Origin of the sequence: Paenibacillus sp. IHB B 3084, from assembly GCF_001447315.1 — a bacterium.
In the GTDB taxonomy this organism is placed as follows: domain Bacteria; phylum Bacillota; class Bacilli; order Paenibacillales; family Paenibacillaceae; genus Paenibacillus.
The window spans coordinates 3,455,798-3,476,392 of record NZ_CP013203.1; the positions used below are offsets into that span (position 1 = coordinate 3,455,798).

A 20,595-nucleotide genomic window follows, 5' to 3' on the forward strand; every position below is an offset into this window, starting at 1 on the left:
TCTAAGAGTGACTAAGTGACATCTAGGTACAAAGCCTATCTATAAAGAATCTCTAAACCGGGAGTGTGTCGATGTGAGAGAGAATACCAACGAGCAATATGGATTAACGCAAGCCCAGCGCCGAATATGGTTCATGGAAATTATGAATCCGGGAACGTCCATCACGATGCTTTCCGCGACCTACCAGATTACGGGCGAGATCAACACACAGCTTCTGGAGCAAGCGGCGGCAGAGATCGTCAAAACCTATGACGTTTTCCGAATCCGCATTAGCGGGGATTTGCAAAATCCAACGCAGTGGTTCGAAGAGCCGGAGAATGTCCAAGCTAGGATAAGCCGCCTCGAAATAGGCACAACCGAACAATTCTATGCTTGGGTGAAAGAAGTAAGCGAAAAACCGGCCAGCGTGTTCGACGAACACCTCTACCAATTTACGATTATCCATTTTGCGAACGGCCAAGTATGGCTCAATTTGACGGTAAATCATATTATCGCCGACGGCTTGTCCGTCAATGCTTTGCTGCATGCGGTGATGGAAAAATACCTGGAACTGCGCAAAGGCATCTCCAGCAGTTACCAGGCCCCTTCCTATCTGGATTATATTTCCGCGGAGCGTGAATATGAGCAATCGCAACGTTATCAAAAAGGCAAGGAATACTGGCTGACGAAGTACAAGACTTTGCCTGAAACGACCGGCATTAAATCGTATCCGCCATTCTCGATCGGCAGCGAATCCAATAAACTGGCCATCACTTTGGACGGTTCCCGGTATGAACGCATTCTGGCCTTCAGCGAACAATATCAGGTCAGCTTATATACGTTATTTCTGTCCGCCATGTACGCCTTATTGTACAAGCTGACCGACAGCACCGATGTTCCGGTCGGCACGGTTTTCGCCAATCGCACCAGCAAGAAGGAAAAAGAAACGATCGGCATGTTCGTCAGCACCGTGGCTACGCGGATTCGTCTGAATCCAGACAGGCACGTGCTTTCCTTGATCCAAACGGTTTCCAAGGAAAATACGGCGGATCTGCGGTATCAGAAATACCCTTATAACCAATTGATCCAGGATTTACGCGAACAACACGGTCGCAACGATCTTTCGGGGCTGTTCCGCACGTCTCTGGAATATCTGCCTTTGAAAATCGTGGAGTACGAAGAAATCAAGGTACGCCTGGAGGCTCACTTCGCTAGGCACGAGATGGACGATTTGCTGCTGCGCTTCGACCATATGCTGAATGAAGGCCATGTAATTCTCCATGCTTCCTATCGTACCGGCCTGTTCGAGACGGCCGAGATTGATCGGATTATGGAACAGTATGTAACCGTTCTGGACCAGTTTCTTCAGACTCCCGAACTGCCGGTACGCGAGATTTCTCTGCTGAGCGATGAGGAGAGACACCGCATTCTCAACGTTTTTAACCCGCCGGTGGCAGGGCTGAGCGAGGGAGAAGCGTTTCATCGGTATGTTGAAAAGTTTGCCCGGGAAATTCCGGATCATCCGGCAGTCGTCTACATGGACAAACAGCTGACCTACGGCGAATTGAACGAACGCGCCGAGCGGCTGGCTTCTCTCCTTCGCGAACAGGGCGTGGGAAGGGAGACGATTACGGGGATCTGGGCGGAGCGTTCGGTGGAACTGCTGGTCGGGGTGCTCGCCGTTTGGAAAGCCGGCGGAGCCTATGTACCGCTGGACCCCGATTATCCGGCGGAGCGGATTGAGTACATGCTCAGCGATAGCGATGCATCGGTGCTGCTTACGCAGCGTCATCTGTTGGAGCGGGCCGGAGGTTGGTTGGCCGATGACCGGCTGAAGCTTCAAGCTGTCTATGCCATGGACGATGAACAGATTTATAACGGGGATGCCTTAGCCGTGGAATTTGAATCTGCCGGCAGCGCCCCGCAAGACTTGGCTTATGTGATTTACACCTCGGGTACGACGGGACGCCCGAAAGGCGTCATGATCGAGCACGGTAGTCTCGTGAATACGGCGGATGCGTACCGTCGCGAGTACCGGTTGGATCAGTTTCCGGTGCGGCTGCTGCAGCTGGCCAGCTTCTCGTTTGACGTGTTCGTCGGAGACATCGCGCGGACGCTGTATAACGGAGGCACGATGGTGATTGTGCCGAAGGATGACCGGATTGATCCGAACCTCTTATACGGCTGGATTCGGGACCAAAACATTACGGTATTCGAATCGACGCCTGCGCTCATCCTGCCGTTCATGCAGCATATTTATGAAGAAGGGCTGGACGTTAGCTCCATGCAGTTGCTGATTACCAGCTCGGATGCTTGCAGTGTCACCGATTACCGATTGCTGCAGGAAAGATTCGGCGGACAATTCCGCATCATCAACAGCTATGGCGTTACCGAAGCGGCCATTGACAGCAGCTTTTACGGTGAGCCGCTGGATAAGCTGCCGCCGTCGGGTCATGTGCCGATCGGCAAAGCTTGGCTGAACGCCCGGTTTTACATTGTCGATGCCGCGTTAAGGCCGGTTCCTGTAGGGGTTCCGGGCGAGCTTGTCATCGGCGGCGCCGGGGTGGCGCGCGGGTACTGGAACCGTCCGGACCTAATCGCCGAGAAGTTTGCGGACAGCCCGTTTGTGCCGGGCGAACGTCTGTACCGGACAGGCGATTTGGCCCGCTGGCTGGAAGACGGCAACGTCGACTTCATCGGCCGGATCGACTATCAGGTGAAAATTCGCGGGTTCCGGATCGAACTCGGCGAAATTGAAACGGCCCTGCTGCGTTTCCCGGGCGTCAAGCAGGCTGTGGTGACCGACCGTACGGATGAGCAGGGGCAAAAGTATTTGTGCGGCTACGTGGCGGCGGATGCTTCCTTGCAGCTGAGCGATCTGCTGTCCCAATTGAAGCAAGAGCTGCCGGCCCATATGGTCCCGGCCCGGCTGGTGTCTCTTGATAAGCTTCCGCTCACGCCGAACGGCAAAATTGACCGTAAAGCGCTGCCTGAACCGACCGGAGAGGTAGAAGCAGGCCGTGAGTATGTGGCTCCTCGCACAACGCTGGAAACAAGACTTGCTCTCATTTGGCAGCAGGTGCTGGGTATTGCGCGAGTTGGAGTCCAAGACGATTTCTTTGACTTGGGTGGTCATTCCTTGCGGGCCTCCACGCTTGTTTCCAAGATTCGGAAAGAGCTGCAAGTCGAGGTTCCGCTGCGGGAAGTTTTCCGCTACACCACGATCGAACAGCTGGCCCAAAGAATCGGCGGTTTAAGGCAGCAGGAGACGTATGAGATTACAAAGGCGGCTGAGGCCGAGTACTATCCGGTTTCATCCGAGCAAAAGCGTCTGTACGTCCTGCGCCAGCTTGACGGGGCCGAGCGCAGCTACAATATGTCGGCGGCGCTTCTTCTCGAAGGCAAGCTGGACCGCACGCGCGTCGAGCACGCGTTCCGGGCGCTGATTCAGCGCCATGAGACGCTGCGTACCGGGATCGAGCAGGTTCAAGGCGAGCTTGTCCAGCGTATCTATGACGAGGTGGAGTTTGCTGTAGATTATTTCCAAGCGAGCGAGCGGGAAGTGGACCAAGTGGTGGAAGCTTACTATCACCCGTTTGATCTGACCAAGCCGCCACTTCTCCGCATCGGCCTGATCGAAGTCGACGAGGATCGCCACATTCTGCTGTTCGATATGCACCATATCGTCTCGGACGGCATTTCGACAGCGCTGCTCTTCGACGAGTTCAGCCGCCTGTATCGGGGCGAGGAGCTGGCCCCGCTGCGCATTCAATACAAAGATTATGCCGTTTGGCAGCATTCCGAAGCTTACGGGCAGATGCTCCAGCCGCAGAAGGAGTATTGGCTGGAACAGCTGTCGGGCGAGCTGCCGGTCTTGGAGCTACCGACGGACTTCCCGCGGCCTGCGGTGCAAAGCTTTGACGGCCGAACCGTGAAGTTTTATATCGAGAAAGATCGGACGGAGAAGCTGAAAGAGCTGGCGGCACGGACAGGGACGACCCTGTACATGGTGCTGCTGTCGGCTTACACCATCCTTATGCATAAATATTCGGGTCAGGAAGATCTGATCGTAGGAACGCCGATTGCCGGAAGAACGCAGGAAGAAGTGCAGCCGATCGTAGGGATGTTTATCAACACGCTGGCCATTCGCAGCCGTCCGGAGCGTTCCAAGCCGTACCTTTCGTACCTGGAAGAAATCAAGGATATCACGCTCGGGGCTTTCGAACACCAAAATTATTTGTTCGAAGACTTGGTAGAAAGTCTTCACATTCCGCGCGCGACCGGCCGGAATCCGCTCTTTGACACGTTCTTCTCCCTACAAAATACGGAGAACGAGCAAATTGTCATCGAGGGGCTGGAGCAATCGTTTTATCCACTGGAAAACCAAACATCCAAGTTCGAGCTGCTCCTGGATATTTCGGAGCTGGACGGTCAGCTCGAATGCCGGTTGGAGTACGCTACGGCTTTGTATAAACAAGAGACCGCGGAGCGGTTCGCCAGACATTATGACAAGCTGCTCGAAACCATCGCAGCAGCGCCGGACGGGGATATTGCCTCGCTGGAAATGCTCACGGAGGAGGAAATCCGCGAGTTGGTGCGCGGTTTCAACGATTCGGAGGCGGACTACCCGCGGCAGCAGACGATTCACGGCTTGTTCGAAGAGCAGGCGGAGCTTTATCCGGACAACGTGGCCGCCGTCATGAACGAGCGGCAGCTGACCTACCGCGAGCTGAACGAGCGATCCAACCGCCTTGCGCGGAAGCTGCGGGAGACGGGAGTAGAAGCGGACCAGCTGGTAGCGATTCTGGCCGAACGCTCGCTCGATATGGTTGTCGGCATTCTGGCGATTCTCAAAGCGGGCGGAGCATACGTGCCTGTCGATCCCGACTACCCGGAGGAGCGCATCCGCTTCATGATCGAGGATTCGGGCGCGCCGTTATTGCTGATTCAAAAGCATCTGCACGAGAAGACCGACTTCGCAGGAACGCGCCTCGAATTGGACGATTTCGTGTGGGGCGACAGAGGGGCGAACTCCGCCGATGTGCGGGACGCTTCGAACCTGGAGCCGATTTCCGGGCCGGGCAACCTGGCTTATGTCATCTACACGTCGGGAACGACCGGCAGACCGAAAGGAACGCTGATCGAGCATAAGAACGTCGTGCGCCTCCTGTTCAACGACAAGAACCTGTTCGACTTCGGGCCGTCCGACACGTGGACGCTGTTCCACTCGTTCTGCTTCGATTTCTCCGTCTGGGAAATGTACGGAGCGCTGCTGTACGGAGGCAAGCTGGTCATCGTACCGCCGCTCACGGCGAAAAATCCGGCCGAGTTCCTGGCGCTGCTGGGCCGCGAACAGGTCACGATTTTGAACCAGACGCCAACGTACTTCTACCAGCTGCTGCGTAAGGTCTTGGCGGACCATCCGTACGATCTGCGGATTCGCAACGTCATCTTCGGGGGCGAAGCGCTGAGTCCGCTGCTGCTCAAGGGCTTCAAGACGAAGTACCCGGAGACGAAGCTGATCAATATGTACGGCATTACCGAGACGACGGTTCACGTGACGTATAAGGAAATAACGTGGGTCGAAATGGAGGCGGCGAAGAGCAATATCGGCAAGCCGATCCCGACGCTGAGGGTGTACGTCCTTGATGAAAACCGCCGCCCTGTGCCGATCGGCGTAGCGGGCGAAATGTACGTGGCCGGGGAAGGCCTTGCGAGAGGATACCTGAACCGTCCGGATCTGACGGCGGAGAAGTTCGTCGATTCCCCGTTTGCGGAGGGGGAGAAACTGTACCGCTCGGGCGACTTGGCGGCTTGGCTGCCGGACGGCAACATCGAATACCTGGGCCGGATCGACCACCAGGTCAAAATCCGCGGGTACCGGATCGAGCTGGACGAAATCGAGACGCAGCTTCTGAACGTCGAGGGCGTGGAAGAAGCGGTGGTGCTCGCCCGTCAGGACGGCGGGGGCGAGAAGGCTCTTGTCGCCTACTTTGTGGCGGACCGGACGCTGACGGTCAGCGAAATGAGAACCTCGCTGGCCCAGGGAATGCCGGGGTACATGATCCCGTCGTACTTCGTGCAGCTGGAGCGCATGCCGCTGACGTCCAACGGCAAAGTGGACCGCAAAGCGCTGCCAGAGCCGCAAGGCGGCTTGCAAACGGGCGTCGAATACGTAGCACCGCGTAACCGGACGGAGTTCCAGCTTGTGAAGATCTGGGAGGAAGTGCTGGGTTACTCCGGTATTGGAGTCCTGGACAATTTCTTCGAGCTCGGAGGCCACTCCTTGCGGGCGACGAACCTTGTCAGCAAGATTCGGAAGGAAATGAACGTCGAACTTCCGCTGCGCGATGTGTTCCGCTATATGACAGTAGAGTCGATGGCCGGGGCTATTGCCAGCTTAGAAGAAACGCAGCACAGCTCGATTCCGAAAGCGGAAGAGAAAGCATACTATCCGGTTTCCTCCGCGCAAAAAAGGCTATACGTACTGCACCAGCTGGATAGCTCGGAGCTGAATTACAACCTCCCAAGCGCCTTGCAATTGGGAGGGGCTTTGAACGAGGCCAAAGTGGAAAAGGCGCTGACTACTTTGGTGGCCCGGCACGATATGCTGCGCACCGGTTTTGAAATCGTGAATGGGGAGCCGGTTCAGCGTATTCATCCGCTCGTAGCTTTCAAGGTCGAGAAGCTTCAAGCAAGCGAAGATCAGGTTGCGGCCATTCTTGAAGGCTTCATTCAGCCTTTTGACTTGACCCAGCCGCCTTTGCTGCGCGCCCTGCTGATCGAACTGGAGAAAGAGAAATTCCTGCTCGCGCTGGATATTCATCATATTGGTTCCGACGGCCTTTCCATGGACGTGCTGCTGCGCGAATTCGTGCGGCTTTACAATGGGGAAGAATTGCCGGAGCTGCGGATTCAATACAAGGATTACGCCGTTTGGCAGCAATCCGAGGAGCAGCGCCAGCGCATCAAACGGCAGGAGGAATACTGGCGCGGGGTATTCAGCTCCGAGCTTCCGGTTCTTGAGCTGCCTCTCGACTTCTCCCGCCCGGCCGTCCAGCAGTTTGACGGTCAAACGCTCACGTTTACGCTGGATGCGGAGAAAAGCGAAGCTCTCAAACGGCTTGCCGGCGATTCGGGGGCGACGCTGTACATGCTTCTGCTGGCTGCGTACTCCGTATTGCTTCATAAATACGCGGGACAGGAAGATATAGTGGTCGGCACTCCGATTGCCGCCCGTTCTCACGCCGACCTGCAGCCGATTATCGGCATGTTCGTCAATACGCTGGCCCTTCGCTTGGGTCCGGCGGCGGAGCGGACGTTCCTGGATTACTTGCAGGAAGTGAAGGAAACGACGCTTGGAGCCTACGAGCACCAGGACTATCCGTTCGAGGAGCTGGTGGAAGCTCTTCAGGTGAGCCGGGATTTAAGCCGGAATCCTCTGTTTGACACCATGTTTTCTTTGCAAAAACACGAAAGCTTGGATTTAACCCTGGAAGGCTTGCAATGGTCGCTGTTCGACATCGAGGAAAAGACGGCAAAGTTTGATCTTAGCTTTGATATCGTGGAAGCCGATAACGAGCTGGTTTGCAAGATCGAGTACGCTACCTCGTTGTTTAGACAGGAAACGATGGTACGGCTGGCGGGTCATTACGAGCAGCTTTTGGCGTCGATCCTGGCTCAGCCGGGTGCGCGGATTTCGGATTTGGATATCTTGACGGACAGCGAAAAGCATGATTTGCTGGTCGGGTTTGATGTGTCGTCTTCGACTCTTGCGAAGCAACCCGCCGCAGAGGGTACAGGTTTGGAAGCGGATGAGTCGTGGAGAGAGAGAACGTTCCACGAGCTGTTCGAGGAGCAGGCGGAGCGCACTCCGGGAGCGCTGGCGGTTGTCTACGAAGACAGCAAGCTGACGTATGCGGAGCTGAACGCCAAAGCGAATCGTCTGGCGTATGCACTGCGGGCGCGCGGGGTGAAGCCGGAGCAGGTGGTCGGCATTCTGGCCGGCCGTTCGGCGGAGCTGTTGATCGGGGTGCTCGCCGTATGGAAAGCGGGCGGCGCTTATGTGCCGCTCGACCCGGACTATCCGGCGGAGCGGATCGAGTATATGCTCGCGGACAGCGGGGCGTCGGTGCTGCTCACGCAGACCCGCCTGCTGGAGCAGGCGGAAGCTTGGCGCAGCGACGGAGCTCTAGTGCTGCAAACGGTGCTTGCGCTTGACGACGCCGCGACGTACAGCCTCGGAGCGGCGGAAGCGGCTGTGGGCGTACAAGCTTTGGGCGAAGCAGGCGCAGAGGCGGAGGCTTTGGCGCAAGCGGAAACGGCTGCTGCCGAAACGTCCGCCACGGCAGAAGCCGAGAAGAACGTACTAGCGGCGGATCTCGCATCGAATCCGGCGAATGTGAACAAGCCGCGCGATTTGGCTTACGTCATCTACACCTCCGGTACGACGGGCCGTCCGAAGGGCGTGGCGGTGGAAAACCGCAGCCTGGTGAACACGGCGGCGGGCTACCGGCGGGACTACCGCCTGGATCAGTTCCCGATCCGGCTGCTGCAGCTCGCCAGCTTCTCGTTCGACGTGTTCGTCGGCGACATTGCGCGGACGCTGTACAACGGCGGCACCATGGTCATCGTGCCGAAGGACGACCGGATTGATCCAACCCGCCTCTACGGCTGGATTCGCGACTACGCCGTGACGGTGTTCGAATCGACTCCGGCGCTGATCGTGCCGTTCATGGAGCATGTGCATGCCGAGGGTCTGGACCTCAGCTCGATGCAGCTGCTGATCACAAGCTCGGATGCGTGCAGCGTAGCGGATTACCGCACCTTGCAGGAGCGCTTCGGCTCGCAGTTCCGTATTATTAACAGCTACGGCGTAACGGAAGCGGCGATTGACTCCAGCTTCTATGACGAGCCGCTGGAGAAGCTGCCGAAGACGGGCAGCGTGCCGATCGGGAAAGCGTGGCTGAACGCCAAGTTCTACATCGTGGATGCGAATCTGAAGCCGGTGCCGATCGGGGTGTTGGGCGAGCTGGTTATCGGCGGAGCGGGTGTGGCCCGCGGTTACTTGAACCGCCCGGATTTGACGGCGGAGAAATTCGTAGACAGCCCGTTCGCCGCTGGGGAGCGGCTGTACCGGACGGGCGACCTGGCGCGCTGGATGCCGGACGGCAACGTGGACTTCATCGGCCGGATCGACAACCAGGTGAAAATTCGCGGCTATCGGATCGAGCTTGGTGAAATTGAAGCGGCCATGAAAAATTTTGCCGGCGTGCGTCAAGCGCTTGTCATCGACCGGACGGACGAGCGGGGGCAGAAATATTTGTGCGGGTATGTCGTAGCGGATTCCAGCTTCGATCTAGAAGGGCTTGTGGCCCATCTGGACGCCGCGCTGCCTTCCCATATGGTGCCTTCGCGCATCATGCGCCTGGATCAAATGCCGCTTACGCCGAACGGGAAGATCGACCGTAAAGCGCTGCCTGTACCGGAAGGAAGCATTCGTGCCGAGGCTGCATACACGGCGCCTCGTACTCCTGCCGAGCAAGCACTTGCGTCGGTCTGGCAGTCGGTGCTGGGCGTGGATCAGGTCGGCACGATGGACAATTTCTTTGCGCTCGGCGGCGATTCGATCAAGGCCTTGCAGGTATCGTCCCGTCTTTTGCAAACGGGGTACAAGCTGGTCATGAAAGATTTGTTCCATTACCCGACGATTTCCGCCCTTAGTTTGCAGCTGCAAACGGCGGAGAGAACGGCAAGCCAGGCCGAAGTGACGGGAGAGGTCATCTTGACCCCGATTCAGCGCTGGTTCTTTGAACAAAATCCGGCCGACGTGCATCACAGCAACCAGGCGTTCATGCAGTTCTCCAAGCAAGGCTTTGACGAAGAAGCTTTACGCCAAGCGGTGCGTCAGCTTGTCGTGCATCACGATGCTCTCCGTACGGTTTACCGCCAAACCGAGAACGGCTATACCGCCTGGAACCGCGGCGCCGGGGAGAACGAAGCGCTGTTCGATCTGGAAGTTGTCGATTTCAAGGGAGCCTGCGACGTGAAAGAAGCGGTAGAGGCTAAGGCGAATGACATTCAAGCGAGCATCGATCTGGAAAACGGTCCGCTGGTGAAGCTCGGCTTGTTCCGCTGCGACGACGGCGACCACCTGCTCATCGCGATCCATCACTTGGTCGTAGACGGCGTATCCTGGCGGATTCTGCTTGAGGATTTTGCTGCCGGCTATGAGCAGGCGCTGCAAGGGCAGCCGATCCGTCTGCCGCTCAAAACGGATTCATTCCAAACGTGGGCGAAACAGCTCGCTGATTATGCGAACGGTCCGGCGATGGAAAGCGAGAGAGAGTATTGGCAGCATATCGAGCAATTGACCTATGAGCCGCTTCCGAAAGATTTTGAACAAGGCAGATCCAAGCTGAAGGACAGCGGGCTCGTGACCGTTCGCTGGACGGCGGAGGAAACCGAACAGCTGCTGAAGCAGGCACACCGTGCTTACCATACGGAAATGAACGATTTGCTGCTTGCCGCGCTTGGCCTCGCGGTACAAGCTTGGAGCGGCCGGGAACGCGTGCTGGTGAATCTCGAAGGCCACGGCCGGGAAGATATTTTGCCGGATGTGGACATTACGCGCACGGTAGGCTGGTTTACAAGCCAATTCCCTGTCGTTCTGGAGCCGGGTCACGCCCAGGCGCTCGGTCATCAGGTGAAACAGGTTAAAGAAAGCTTGCGCCACATTCCGAACAAAGGAATCGGCTACGGCATCCTGCGTTATTTGTCGGCGCCGTGTGACGGCGAGCGCTTCGCTTTGGAGCCGGAGATCAGCTTTAACTATTTGGGTCAGTTCGACCAGGATTACGAAAGCAGCGGCTCGAGGCCGTCTCCGTTCAGCCCGGGCTCCGATTCAAGCCCGAATGCAGTGATGGATTATGTCCTCGATATCAACGGTATGGTGTCGGAAGGAGTGCAGGAACTCACGATCCGTTATGGGGAAACCCAGTATAAACGGGAAACGGTAGAGCGCCTGGGCACCCTGCTTCATTCGAGCTTGCGTGAAGTCATCAGCCATTGCGTATCGAAAGAGCGGCCGGAGCTTACGCCTAGCGACGTACTGCTTCAAGATGTGACGTTGGAGGAACTGGAGCGGCTGGCCGAACATACGGCGGCGCTCGGCGAACTGGAGAATGTATACACCCTGACTCCGCTGCAAAAAGGGATGTTGTTCCACAGCCTGCTGGATGCCGATTCGGAAGCTTACTTCGAACAGGTGACCTTCGATCTGTACGGAAGCCTGAATGTCGAAGCCTTCACCCAAGGATTGGATACGCTGGTGCAGCGGAATGAGGCGCTGCGGACCAACTTTATTACCGGCTGGAGAGACGAGCCGATTCAAGTGGTATTCCGCGAGCGGAAGTGTGAAGTGTACTTCGAAGATATTCGCTCGGTAAGCGATGAAGACCCGGAGAAGACGATAGCCGATTTCGTCAGCGCGGATAAAGCGAACAAGTTCGATTTGGCCCGAGGCTCTCTTATGCGCGTGACAGTTTTGCGCACGGGCGACGAGTCCTACCATGTGATCTGGAGTCACCATCACATTTTGATGGACGGCTGGTGCATGTCCTTCATGATCAAGGAAGTGTTCGACACCTACTTCGCGTTCCAGGAGAAGCGGACGCTGGAGCTTCCTCCGGTTACCTCGTACTCCCGGTATATCGAATGGCTGGAAGCTCAAGATGCCGCGAAAGCTTCGCGTTACTGGTCCGAGTATTTGGCGGGTTACGATCAGCAGACCAAGCTGCCCCAGGAGAAAACGCAGCTGAAGCAGGGCGCTTTTGAAGCGGCTGAAATCGATGTGGAACTCAGCAAGGAACTGACCGGGCAAATCGAGCGGGTGGCGCGCCAGCAGCAGGTGACGCTCAATACGTTCATGCAGACCGTATGGGGACTGGTTCTGCAGGTATACAACAACAGCGAGGATGTCGTATTCGGCTCCGTCGTATCCGGGCGTCCGGCGGAAATTCCGGGCATCGAAAGCATGATCGGTCTGTTTATTAATACGATCCCGGTCCGTATTCAAGGCAAAGCCGAGGAGACGGTAGCCGATATCTTGAGAAAAACCCAGGATCAAGCGCTGGCATCGGGAGCTTACGAAACGTTCCCGCTGTTCGAAATTCAGTCGCTGAGCGAGCAAAAGCGCGACTTGATCAACCATATCATGGTCTTTGAAAATTATCCGATGGAAGAACAGATTGAGCAGGTCGTCGGCGGAGACAAAGAAGCGCTGAAAATCGCTAATATCCAGTCGCCGGAGCAAACGAACTACGACCTGGATATTACCGTCATTCCGGAAGAGCATATTTTGCTGCGGTTTACGTACAATGCGCTGACGTTCAGAGAGGAAGACATCAGGCTGATCCACGGTCATTTTGTCCGGGCACTGGAGAAGGTTGCGGCTAACCCGAACATCCGCGTGAATCAGTTGGAGCTTTTGACGGCGGCGGAAAAAGAGCAAATTCTTGGTGCGTTTAACCCGGTGCAGCCGGAAGCGGCTCCGGCGGCCGCGTTCCACCGGCTGTTCGAGGAACAGGCGGAACGCACGCCGGAAGCGGCAGCTGTCGTGTACGAGAATGACCGGCTGACGTATGCGGAGCTGAACGAGCGGGCGAATCGCTTGGCGGCCACGCTGCGCGCAAGCGGCATCGGCCGGGAGACGATCGTCGGCATTCTCGCCGAGCGTTCGGTGGACTTGCTGGTGGCCGTGCTGGCCGTCTGGAAAGCGGGCGGGGCGTATGTGCCGCTCGACCCGGATTACCCGGCGGAGCGCGTGCGGTTCATGCTCGAAGACAGCGGAGCGAAGGTGCTGCTGACGCAAACGCCGCTGCGAGAGCGCGCCGAAGCCTGGCTCGGCGAAGAGGAGCTGGCGCTGGCGGCGGTGCTGTACCTCGACGACGAAACTTCGTACAGCGAGGAGCGGACGAATGCGCCGCTGGAAGCGGATGATCACTTGCACGAATGCCGTCCGGAGGACCTGGCGTACGTGATCTACACGTCGGGAACGACGGGCAAGCCGAAGGGCGTGATGATCGAGCACCGCAGCCTGGTGAACACGGCGGCGGGCTACCGGCGGGAATACCGGTTGGATCAGTTCCCGGTGCGGCTGCTGCAGCTCGCAAGCTTCTCGTTCGACGTGTTCGTGGGAGATATCGCGCGGACGCTGTACAACGGAGGCACGATGGTGATTGTGCCGAAGGACGACCGGATCGATCCGTCTCGTCTGCACCACTGGATTGAGCGGGAGCGGGTCACCATCTTCGAATCGACGCCGGCGCTGATCGTGCCGTTCCTGGAGTACGTGCACGAGCAGCAACTGGATATGAGCCGGTTGGAGCTGTTGATCACGAGCTCGGACAGCTGCAGCGTGGCGGATTACCGGACCTTGCAGGAACGCTTCGGCTCGTTGTTCCGGATCATCAACGCATACGGCGTGACGGAAGCGGCGATCGACTCAAGCTTCTACGACGAGGAGCTGGCGAAGCTGCCGCAGACAGGCCATGTGCCGATCGGCAAAGCGTGGCTGAATGCGAAATTCTACATCGTGGACGCGCATCTGAATTCGGTGCCGGTCGGGGTGCTGGGCGAGCTGGTCATCGGCGGAGTCGGAGTGGCGCGCGGGTACTTGAACCGTCCGGAGCTGACGGAAGAGAAGTTCGTAGACAGTCCGTTCGCCGCGGGCGAGCGGCTGTACCGCACGGGAGACTTGGCGCGGTGGATGGAAGACGGCAACGTGGACTTCATCGGCCGGATCGACAACCAGGCGAAAATCCGGGGGTACCGGATTGAGACGGGCGAAGTCGAAGCGAAGCTGCTGAGTGTAGGTGGCGTGAAGGAAGCGGTCGTCGTCGTCAGGGAAGATCAAGAAGGTCAGAAAGCTTTGTGCGCTTATTATACAGCGGAAGAAGGCTTGACGGCGGCGGACCTGAAGCGGGCGATTGCCAGCGAGCTGCCGGGGTACATGATCCCGTCGTACTTCGTGGAGCTGGAGCGCCTGCCTCTGACGCCGAACGGAAAGATCGACCGGAAGGCGCTGCCGGCACCGGAAGGGGGAGCAGGCGGAGGCCGCGAATACGTGGCGCCGCGCACCGAACTTGAGGCGAAGCTGGCCGCCATTTGGCAGGATGTGCTTGTTCGGGAGAAGGCGGTAGGCGTAACGGACAACTTCTTCGACCTCGGCGGACACTCCCTGCGGGCGACGACGCTTGTCAGCAAAATGCATAAGGAGCTAGGCGTTGAATTCCCGCTTCGCGACGTATTCCGCTACTCGACGGTTGAGGAAATGGCCGCGGCTATGGAGCGGCTGGAGATCGGCTCGTTCACGGCTATTCCGGCTGTGGAACCTAGCGAGTATTATCCGCTCTCTTCCGCTCAGAAACGTCTCTATATCTTGAACCAGCTGGAAGGAGCCGAGCTGAGCTACAACATACCGGGAGCTATGCTGCTCGAAGGGGAGCTCGACCGGCAGCGGTTTGAAGAAGCGTTCCGCGGGCTCGTAGCTCGTCATGAAACGCTGCGTACCGGCTTTGAGATGGTAAAAGGCGAAGCGGTTCAGCGGATTTACGAAGAAGCCGCCTTTCAGGTGGAATATGTGCAGATCAGCGGGGAGCAGGCGGAAGAAACGGTGCGCCAATTCGTTCGTCCGTTTGATCTAGCGAAGCCGCCACTTCTGCGGGTAGGCCTTGCCGAACTGGCGCCGGACCGGCACATTCTAATGTTCGATACGCATCATATCGTATCTGACGGCGTTTCGATTGACGTACTGATCGAAGAGTTCGTCCGCTTGTACAGCGGGGAGCAGTTGGAGCCGCTCCGCATTCAGTACAAAGATTATGCGGTATGGCAGCAATCGGACGAGCAGAAAGCTCAGCTTGCCAAGCAGGAAGCCTACTGGCTCGACATGTTCCGCGGAGAGCTGCCGGTTTTGGAATTGCCGACGGACTATCCGCGCCCGGCTATGCAGAGCTACGAGGGCCGCACGCTGCAATTGTTTATGCATAGCGAGAAAAGCGAGGGTCTGAAACGGCTTGCAGCCGAGAACGGCGCAACGCTTTACATGGTTCTGCTTGCTGGTTATACAATATTATTGCATAAATATACAGGGCAAGAAGACGTGGTGGTCGGTACGCCGATTGCGGGAAGAAATCACAGCGACGTTCAGCCGCTGATTGGGATGTTCGTCAATACCCTGGCCATCCGCAGTTATCCGGTTGCCGGTAAGACGTTCCTTGACTACTTGAAGGAAATCAAGGAGACGACGCTGGGCGCTTTTGAACATCAGAATTATCCGTTTGAGGAACTGGTGGATAAGGTGAACGTGGCTCGCGATTTACGCCGCAATCCGCTGTTCGATACGATGTTTGCTTTGCAGAATACAGAGAATTTGGAAATCCAGCTTCCCGGACTCCATTTGTCGACGTATGCCAGCGAAGAAATTGTTTCTAAATTCGATCTCAGCTTGGACGTCACGGAGATCGAGGAAGGCTTGGAATATCTGTTTGAATACGCCACTGCTCTTTATAAAACCGAAACGGTGGAGAAATTGGCCGCTCACTACTTGCAGCTGCTTGAATCCATTCTCCGCAACCCGTCGGCGACTATTGCCGAGCTGGGCATTTTGACACCGGCGGAAAAAGAGCAAATTCTCGGCGCGTTTAACCCGGCGCAGCCGGAAGCGGCTCCTGCGGCCGCGTTCCACCGGCTGTTTGAGGAACAGGCGGAACGCACGCCGGAAGCGGCAGCTGTCGTGTACGAGAATGACCGGCTTACGTATGCGGAGCTGAACGAGCGGGCGAACCGCTTGGCGGCCACGCTGCGCGCAAGCGGCATCGGCCGGGAGACGATCGTCGGCATTCTCGCCGAGCGTTCGGTGGCCGTGCTGGTGGCCGTGCTGGCCGTCTGGAAAGCGGGCGGGGCGTATGTGCCCCTCGACCCGGATTATCCGGCGGACCGCGTGCGGTTCATGCTTGAAGACAGCGGAGCGAAGGTGCTGCTGACGCAAACGCCGCTGCGAGAGCGTGCCGAAGCCTGGCTCGGCGAAGAGGAGCTGGCGCTGGCGGCGGTGCTGTACCTCGACGACGAAGCGTCGTACAGCGACGAGCGGGCGAATGCGCCGCTGGAAGCGGATGATCACTTGCACGAATGCCGTCCGGAGGACCTGGCGTACGTGATCTACACGTCGGGAACGACGGGCAAGCCGAAGGGCGTGATGATCGAGCACCGCAGCCTGGTGAACACGGCGGCGGGCTACCGGCGGGAATACCGGTTGGATCAGTTCCCGGTGCGGCTGCTGCAGCTCGCAAGCTTCTCGTTTGACGTGTTCGTGGGAGATATCGCGCGGACGCTGTATAACGGAGGCACGATGGTGATTGTGCCGAAGGACGACCGGATCGATCCGTCTCGTCTGCACCACTGGATTGAGCGGGAGCGGGTCACCATCTTCGAATCGACGCCGGCGCTGATCGTGCCGTTCCTGGAGTACGTGCACGAGCAGGGGCTGGACATGAGCCGGTTGGAGCTGTTGATCACGAGCTCGGACAGCTGCAGCGTGGCGGATTACCGGACCTTGCAGGAACGCTTCGGCTCGTTGTTCCGGATCATCAACGCATACGGCGTGACGGAAGCGGCGATCGACTCAAGCTTCTACGACGAGGAGCTGGCGAAGCTGCCGCAGACAGGCCATGTGCCGATCGGCAAAGCGTGGCTGAATGCGAAATTCTACATCGTGGACGCGCATCTGAACCCGGTGCCGGTCGGGGTGCTGGGCGAGCTGGTCATCGGCGGAGTCGGAGTGGCGCGCGGGTACTTGAACCGTCCGGAGCTGACGGAAGAGAAGTTCGTAGACAGTCCGTTCGCCGCGGGCGAGCGGCTGTACCGCACGGGAGACTTGGCGCGGTGGATGGAGGACGGCAACGTGGACTTCATCGGCCGGATCGACAACCAGGCGAAAATCCGGGGCTACCGGATCGAGACGGGCGAGATCGAGTCGCAGCTGCTGCGGGTGGAAGGCGTGCGCGAAGCGGTGGTGCTGGTTCGAAGTGACGCGAACGGGCAGAAAGCGCTGTGCGCGTACTACACAACGGATGGCGAACTGACGGCGGCAGACCTGAAACGGGCGATCTCCAGCGAGCTGCCGGGTTACATGATCCCGTCGTACTTCGTCGAGCTGGAGCGCCTGCCTCTGACGCCGAACGGGAAAATCGACCGGAAGGCGCTGCCGGCGCCGGAAGGGGGAGCAAGCGCAGGCCGCGAATACGTGGCGCCGCGCACCGAACTGGAGGTGAAACTGGTCGCCATCTGGCAGGACGTGCTCGGGCCGGTCACGATTGGCGTGACGGACAACTTCTTCGACCTCGGCGGGCACTCCCTGCGGGCGACGACGCTGGTCAGCAAGGTGCACAAGGAGCTGAGCGTGGACCTGCCGCTGCGCGATGTGTTCCGGCACTCGACCATCGAAGCGATGGCCGAAGCGATCAGCCAATTGGAGCGGCAGGAACACCTCTCCATTCCGGTTCAAGATAAGAGGGATTACTATCCGCTTTCCTCCGTGCAAAAACGGCTGTACATCCAGCAGCAGATGGAAGGCGCCGAGCTTAGCTACAACATGTCCGGCATGACGGTTCTCGTCGGGCGCTTGGAACGGAATCAATTCGAGGCGGCGCTCAAAGGATTGATAGCTCGTCACGAAATTTTGCGAACCGGCTTCGAAATGGTCGACGGCGAACCGGTACAACGGATTTATCCGGACTTGAAGTTTGCCGTCGAGTATACAAAAGCGACGGAAAGTGAAACGAAGAGCATCGTAGACGGCTTTGTGCGCGTCTTTGATTTGGAGCGGCCGCCGCTGCTGCGTGTGGGCTTAGTCGAATGGGAAGCGGAACGGCATCTGCTCATGCTGGACATTCATCATATCGTCACGGATGGCATGTCGATGGGCATCTTCGTCGAAGAACTGCTGCGCCTGTATAACGGCGAGACTCTGGAACCGCTTCGGATTCAATACAAGGAATTCGCCGCTTGGCAGCAGTCCGAACCTGTAAAAGAGCGGCTGAAACGTCAGGAAGCCTACTGGCTGGACATGCTGGAAGGCGAACTGCCGACGCTTGAACTGCCTACGGACTTTGTCAGACCTGCCGCTCGCAGCTTTGAGGGAGATGTGCTGCCTTTCAGCATCGACAAGCAGATGACCGACAGCTTGCAGCGCATCGCCGATGAGAACGGTGCCACCCTTTATATGGTGTTATTGGCGGCCTATTCAATCCTGCTCAGCAAGTACTCGGGACAAGAAGACTTCATTGTAGGCACGCCGGTTTCGGGCCGCACACATGCCGACCTGGAGCCGCTCATCGGAATGTTTGTCAACACTTTGGCGATTCGCCATTATCCGTCCGGGGAGAAGACGTTCCTCGCTTACTTGAACGAAGTCAAAGAAACGATGCTGGGGGCCTACGACCACCAGGATTATCCGTTCGAGGAGCTCGTGAAAAAGCTGCAGGCGCCGCGAGATCAAAGCCGCAATCCTGTATTCGATGTCATGTTTGCTCTGGAAACCAAGGAAGATAACGTTCAAAGCTTCGGGGATATCAAGATCGAATCTTATCCGGAAACTCATACGGTTTCCCAATTTGATCTTACCTTGGTCATTTCGATGCTGGATGAGGGAATGAACGGGCAGTTTGAATATGCCACCAAGTTGTTTACGCGCAATCTGATCGACAATTTCGCTCAGGACCTGCTCGTGATCATCACCCAAATTTGCGAACAGCCTTCGGTGCTGTTGAAGGATATTTCCCTGAACGGGCAATCCGAACAGGAGCAAGATGTGCTAGAGGCCATTGATATTATTTTCTAATCCCTTACCCGGCTTGGGTGTATACCGTATTTCTCTCGGTACGCATCCTTGCCGGGTGTTTTTTTCCAAATGAAAGAGAAAAATCCACCACAGGAATCTGACGTCAAGTGCCGCTGAGTAACTATTTCAATTTATTGGAAAATCGACAAAACACAACAGAAATCTTAGTTTACCTTTGGTATACTAAGAATCAAACCATTTAAACAGAGATAATTCCACCATAAAATCCGAATACCCGAAAAACGAAAAGAAGTAATTGCCGATCGTTGCAGACGAGTTTAATCTTTTGACTATGACACCAGAAGAACAACAAAAGGCACACGAAGACTACAGGAAGAAATACAGATATCTAAAACGTGCGCCGCGGCTACTCGTTTACTACTACCTCATAGGGGAAAAGTTCCGAAATACAATGGCCGAAATAGGCCGCAGGAAGGGCTGAGAGAGATAGCCGACGACGTTCTGAGTAAGGAATTTCAACAGGAATGCTAGGCTTGGAATCGATCTCACCGGCACAATTATGCCGCAAGCATAATCAGGTGGATCAGGACCTGCTCCAGCAGGTTTTCGAGCGGCTGGCTATGCAGATTTTGTCTAGGCATGGCTGTTCGATAGCAGACCGCAAAGCACTCCGGATTATCGACTCTACCACCGTTGCTCTTTGCTTGCGGAGGTACAAGTGGGCCGACTTTCGCAAGATCAAGGCTGGTATAAAGCTTCACCTCCGCCTTGCTTTTGCAGATGCTCATGAGGTCCTGCCAGAGAAGGCAACCATTACGACAGCCAAGAAAAATGACCGGACACAGATGGATGACCTTATCGAAGATGCCGGAATCACCTATGTGTTGACCGCGGTTACGTGGACTACAAAGCATTCGATCGTTATTGCTCGGACGGGATATACTTCGTGACTCGCTTGAAGGAGAACGCGGTGATCGAACCGCTCCAATCGCTTGAAATTCCAGAGGACAGCAAGGTCACCATGGATGAATGGGTGCTGGTAGGTTCCACGCAAAAGCGGATGAAGCACAAGCTTCGCATGATGGAAACAACCGATTCACAGGGCAATTTTCTCATTCTGCTCACCAACCGTTTCGATCTGTCTTGCGATGAAATCAGTGAGATGTACCGCAGCCGCTGGGCCATTGAGACCTTCTTCAAATGGATGAAGCAGCACCTGAAGATTAAGCATTTCTATGGAACAAGCAAACAGGCCGTGCACAACCAGGTTTGGCTGACACTCATCGCTTTTTGCCTGCTTATGCTGGCCAAACTGGACGCGAACGTAGAGCACTCCCTCCTGCAAATCCAGCGGTGGCTGAAGGCTCTGATTTGGAAGCCCTATGCGCAGTGGATCGGGCGTATGAAGCGAAAACCGAGCCGCAAGTCGGCAGGACGAAAGCGGTTAGAACCCACGTAACTGAGCCGGCCCGAAGGGCGTTGTCTGACGCAAAAGCCAAGTAAATATACATAAATTTTCAAATGGACAGGGCTACCTTTAGTGGCTGCTCGACCTTTTGGTTCTCATGGTAGATGCTAATTATCTGAATTGTCTGTCAATGTTTTATGCAACGCTAGTGAGAATATCTAAGGCATTGGAATAACTACTGGATAAAACTACCACCCAAATCTGCTTGGTAGTTTTTTTATTTTGTAAAAGGGGTCGAATAAGCTGAATTGAGATTTTTAAGACTCTCTTTATATCCTGCATTTCC

1 protein-coding gene and 1 pseudogene are annotated in these 20,595 nt (G+C 56.6%); both read left to right on the forward strand.

Features of this window, described 5'->3' with window-relative positions; genetic code table 11:
* Positions 1-73 precede the first annotated feature (73 nt).
* On the forward strand, positions 74-18,880 hold the full coding sequence (locus ASL14_RS16165) for a non-ribosomal peptide synthetase (protein WP_134912391.1): 18,807 nt from the start codon (positions 74-76) through the stop codon (positions 18,878-18,880).
* Between the two features lie 581 nt (positions 18,881-19,461).
* Positions 19,462-20,300, forward strand: a pseudogene (locus tag ASL14_RS16175) (IS4 family transposase).
* Positions 20,301-20,595 lie beyond the last annotated feature (295 nt).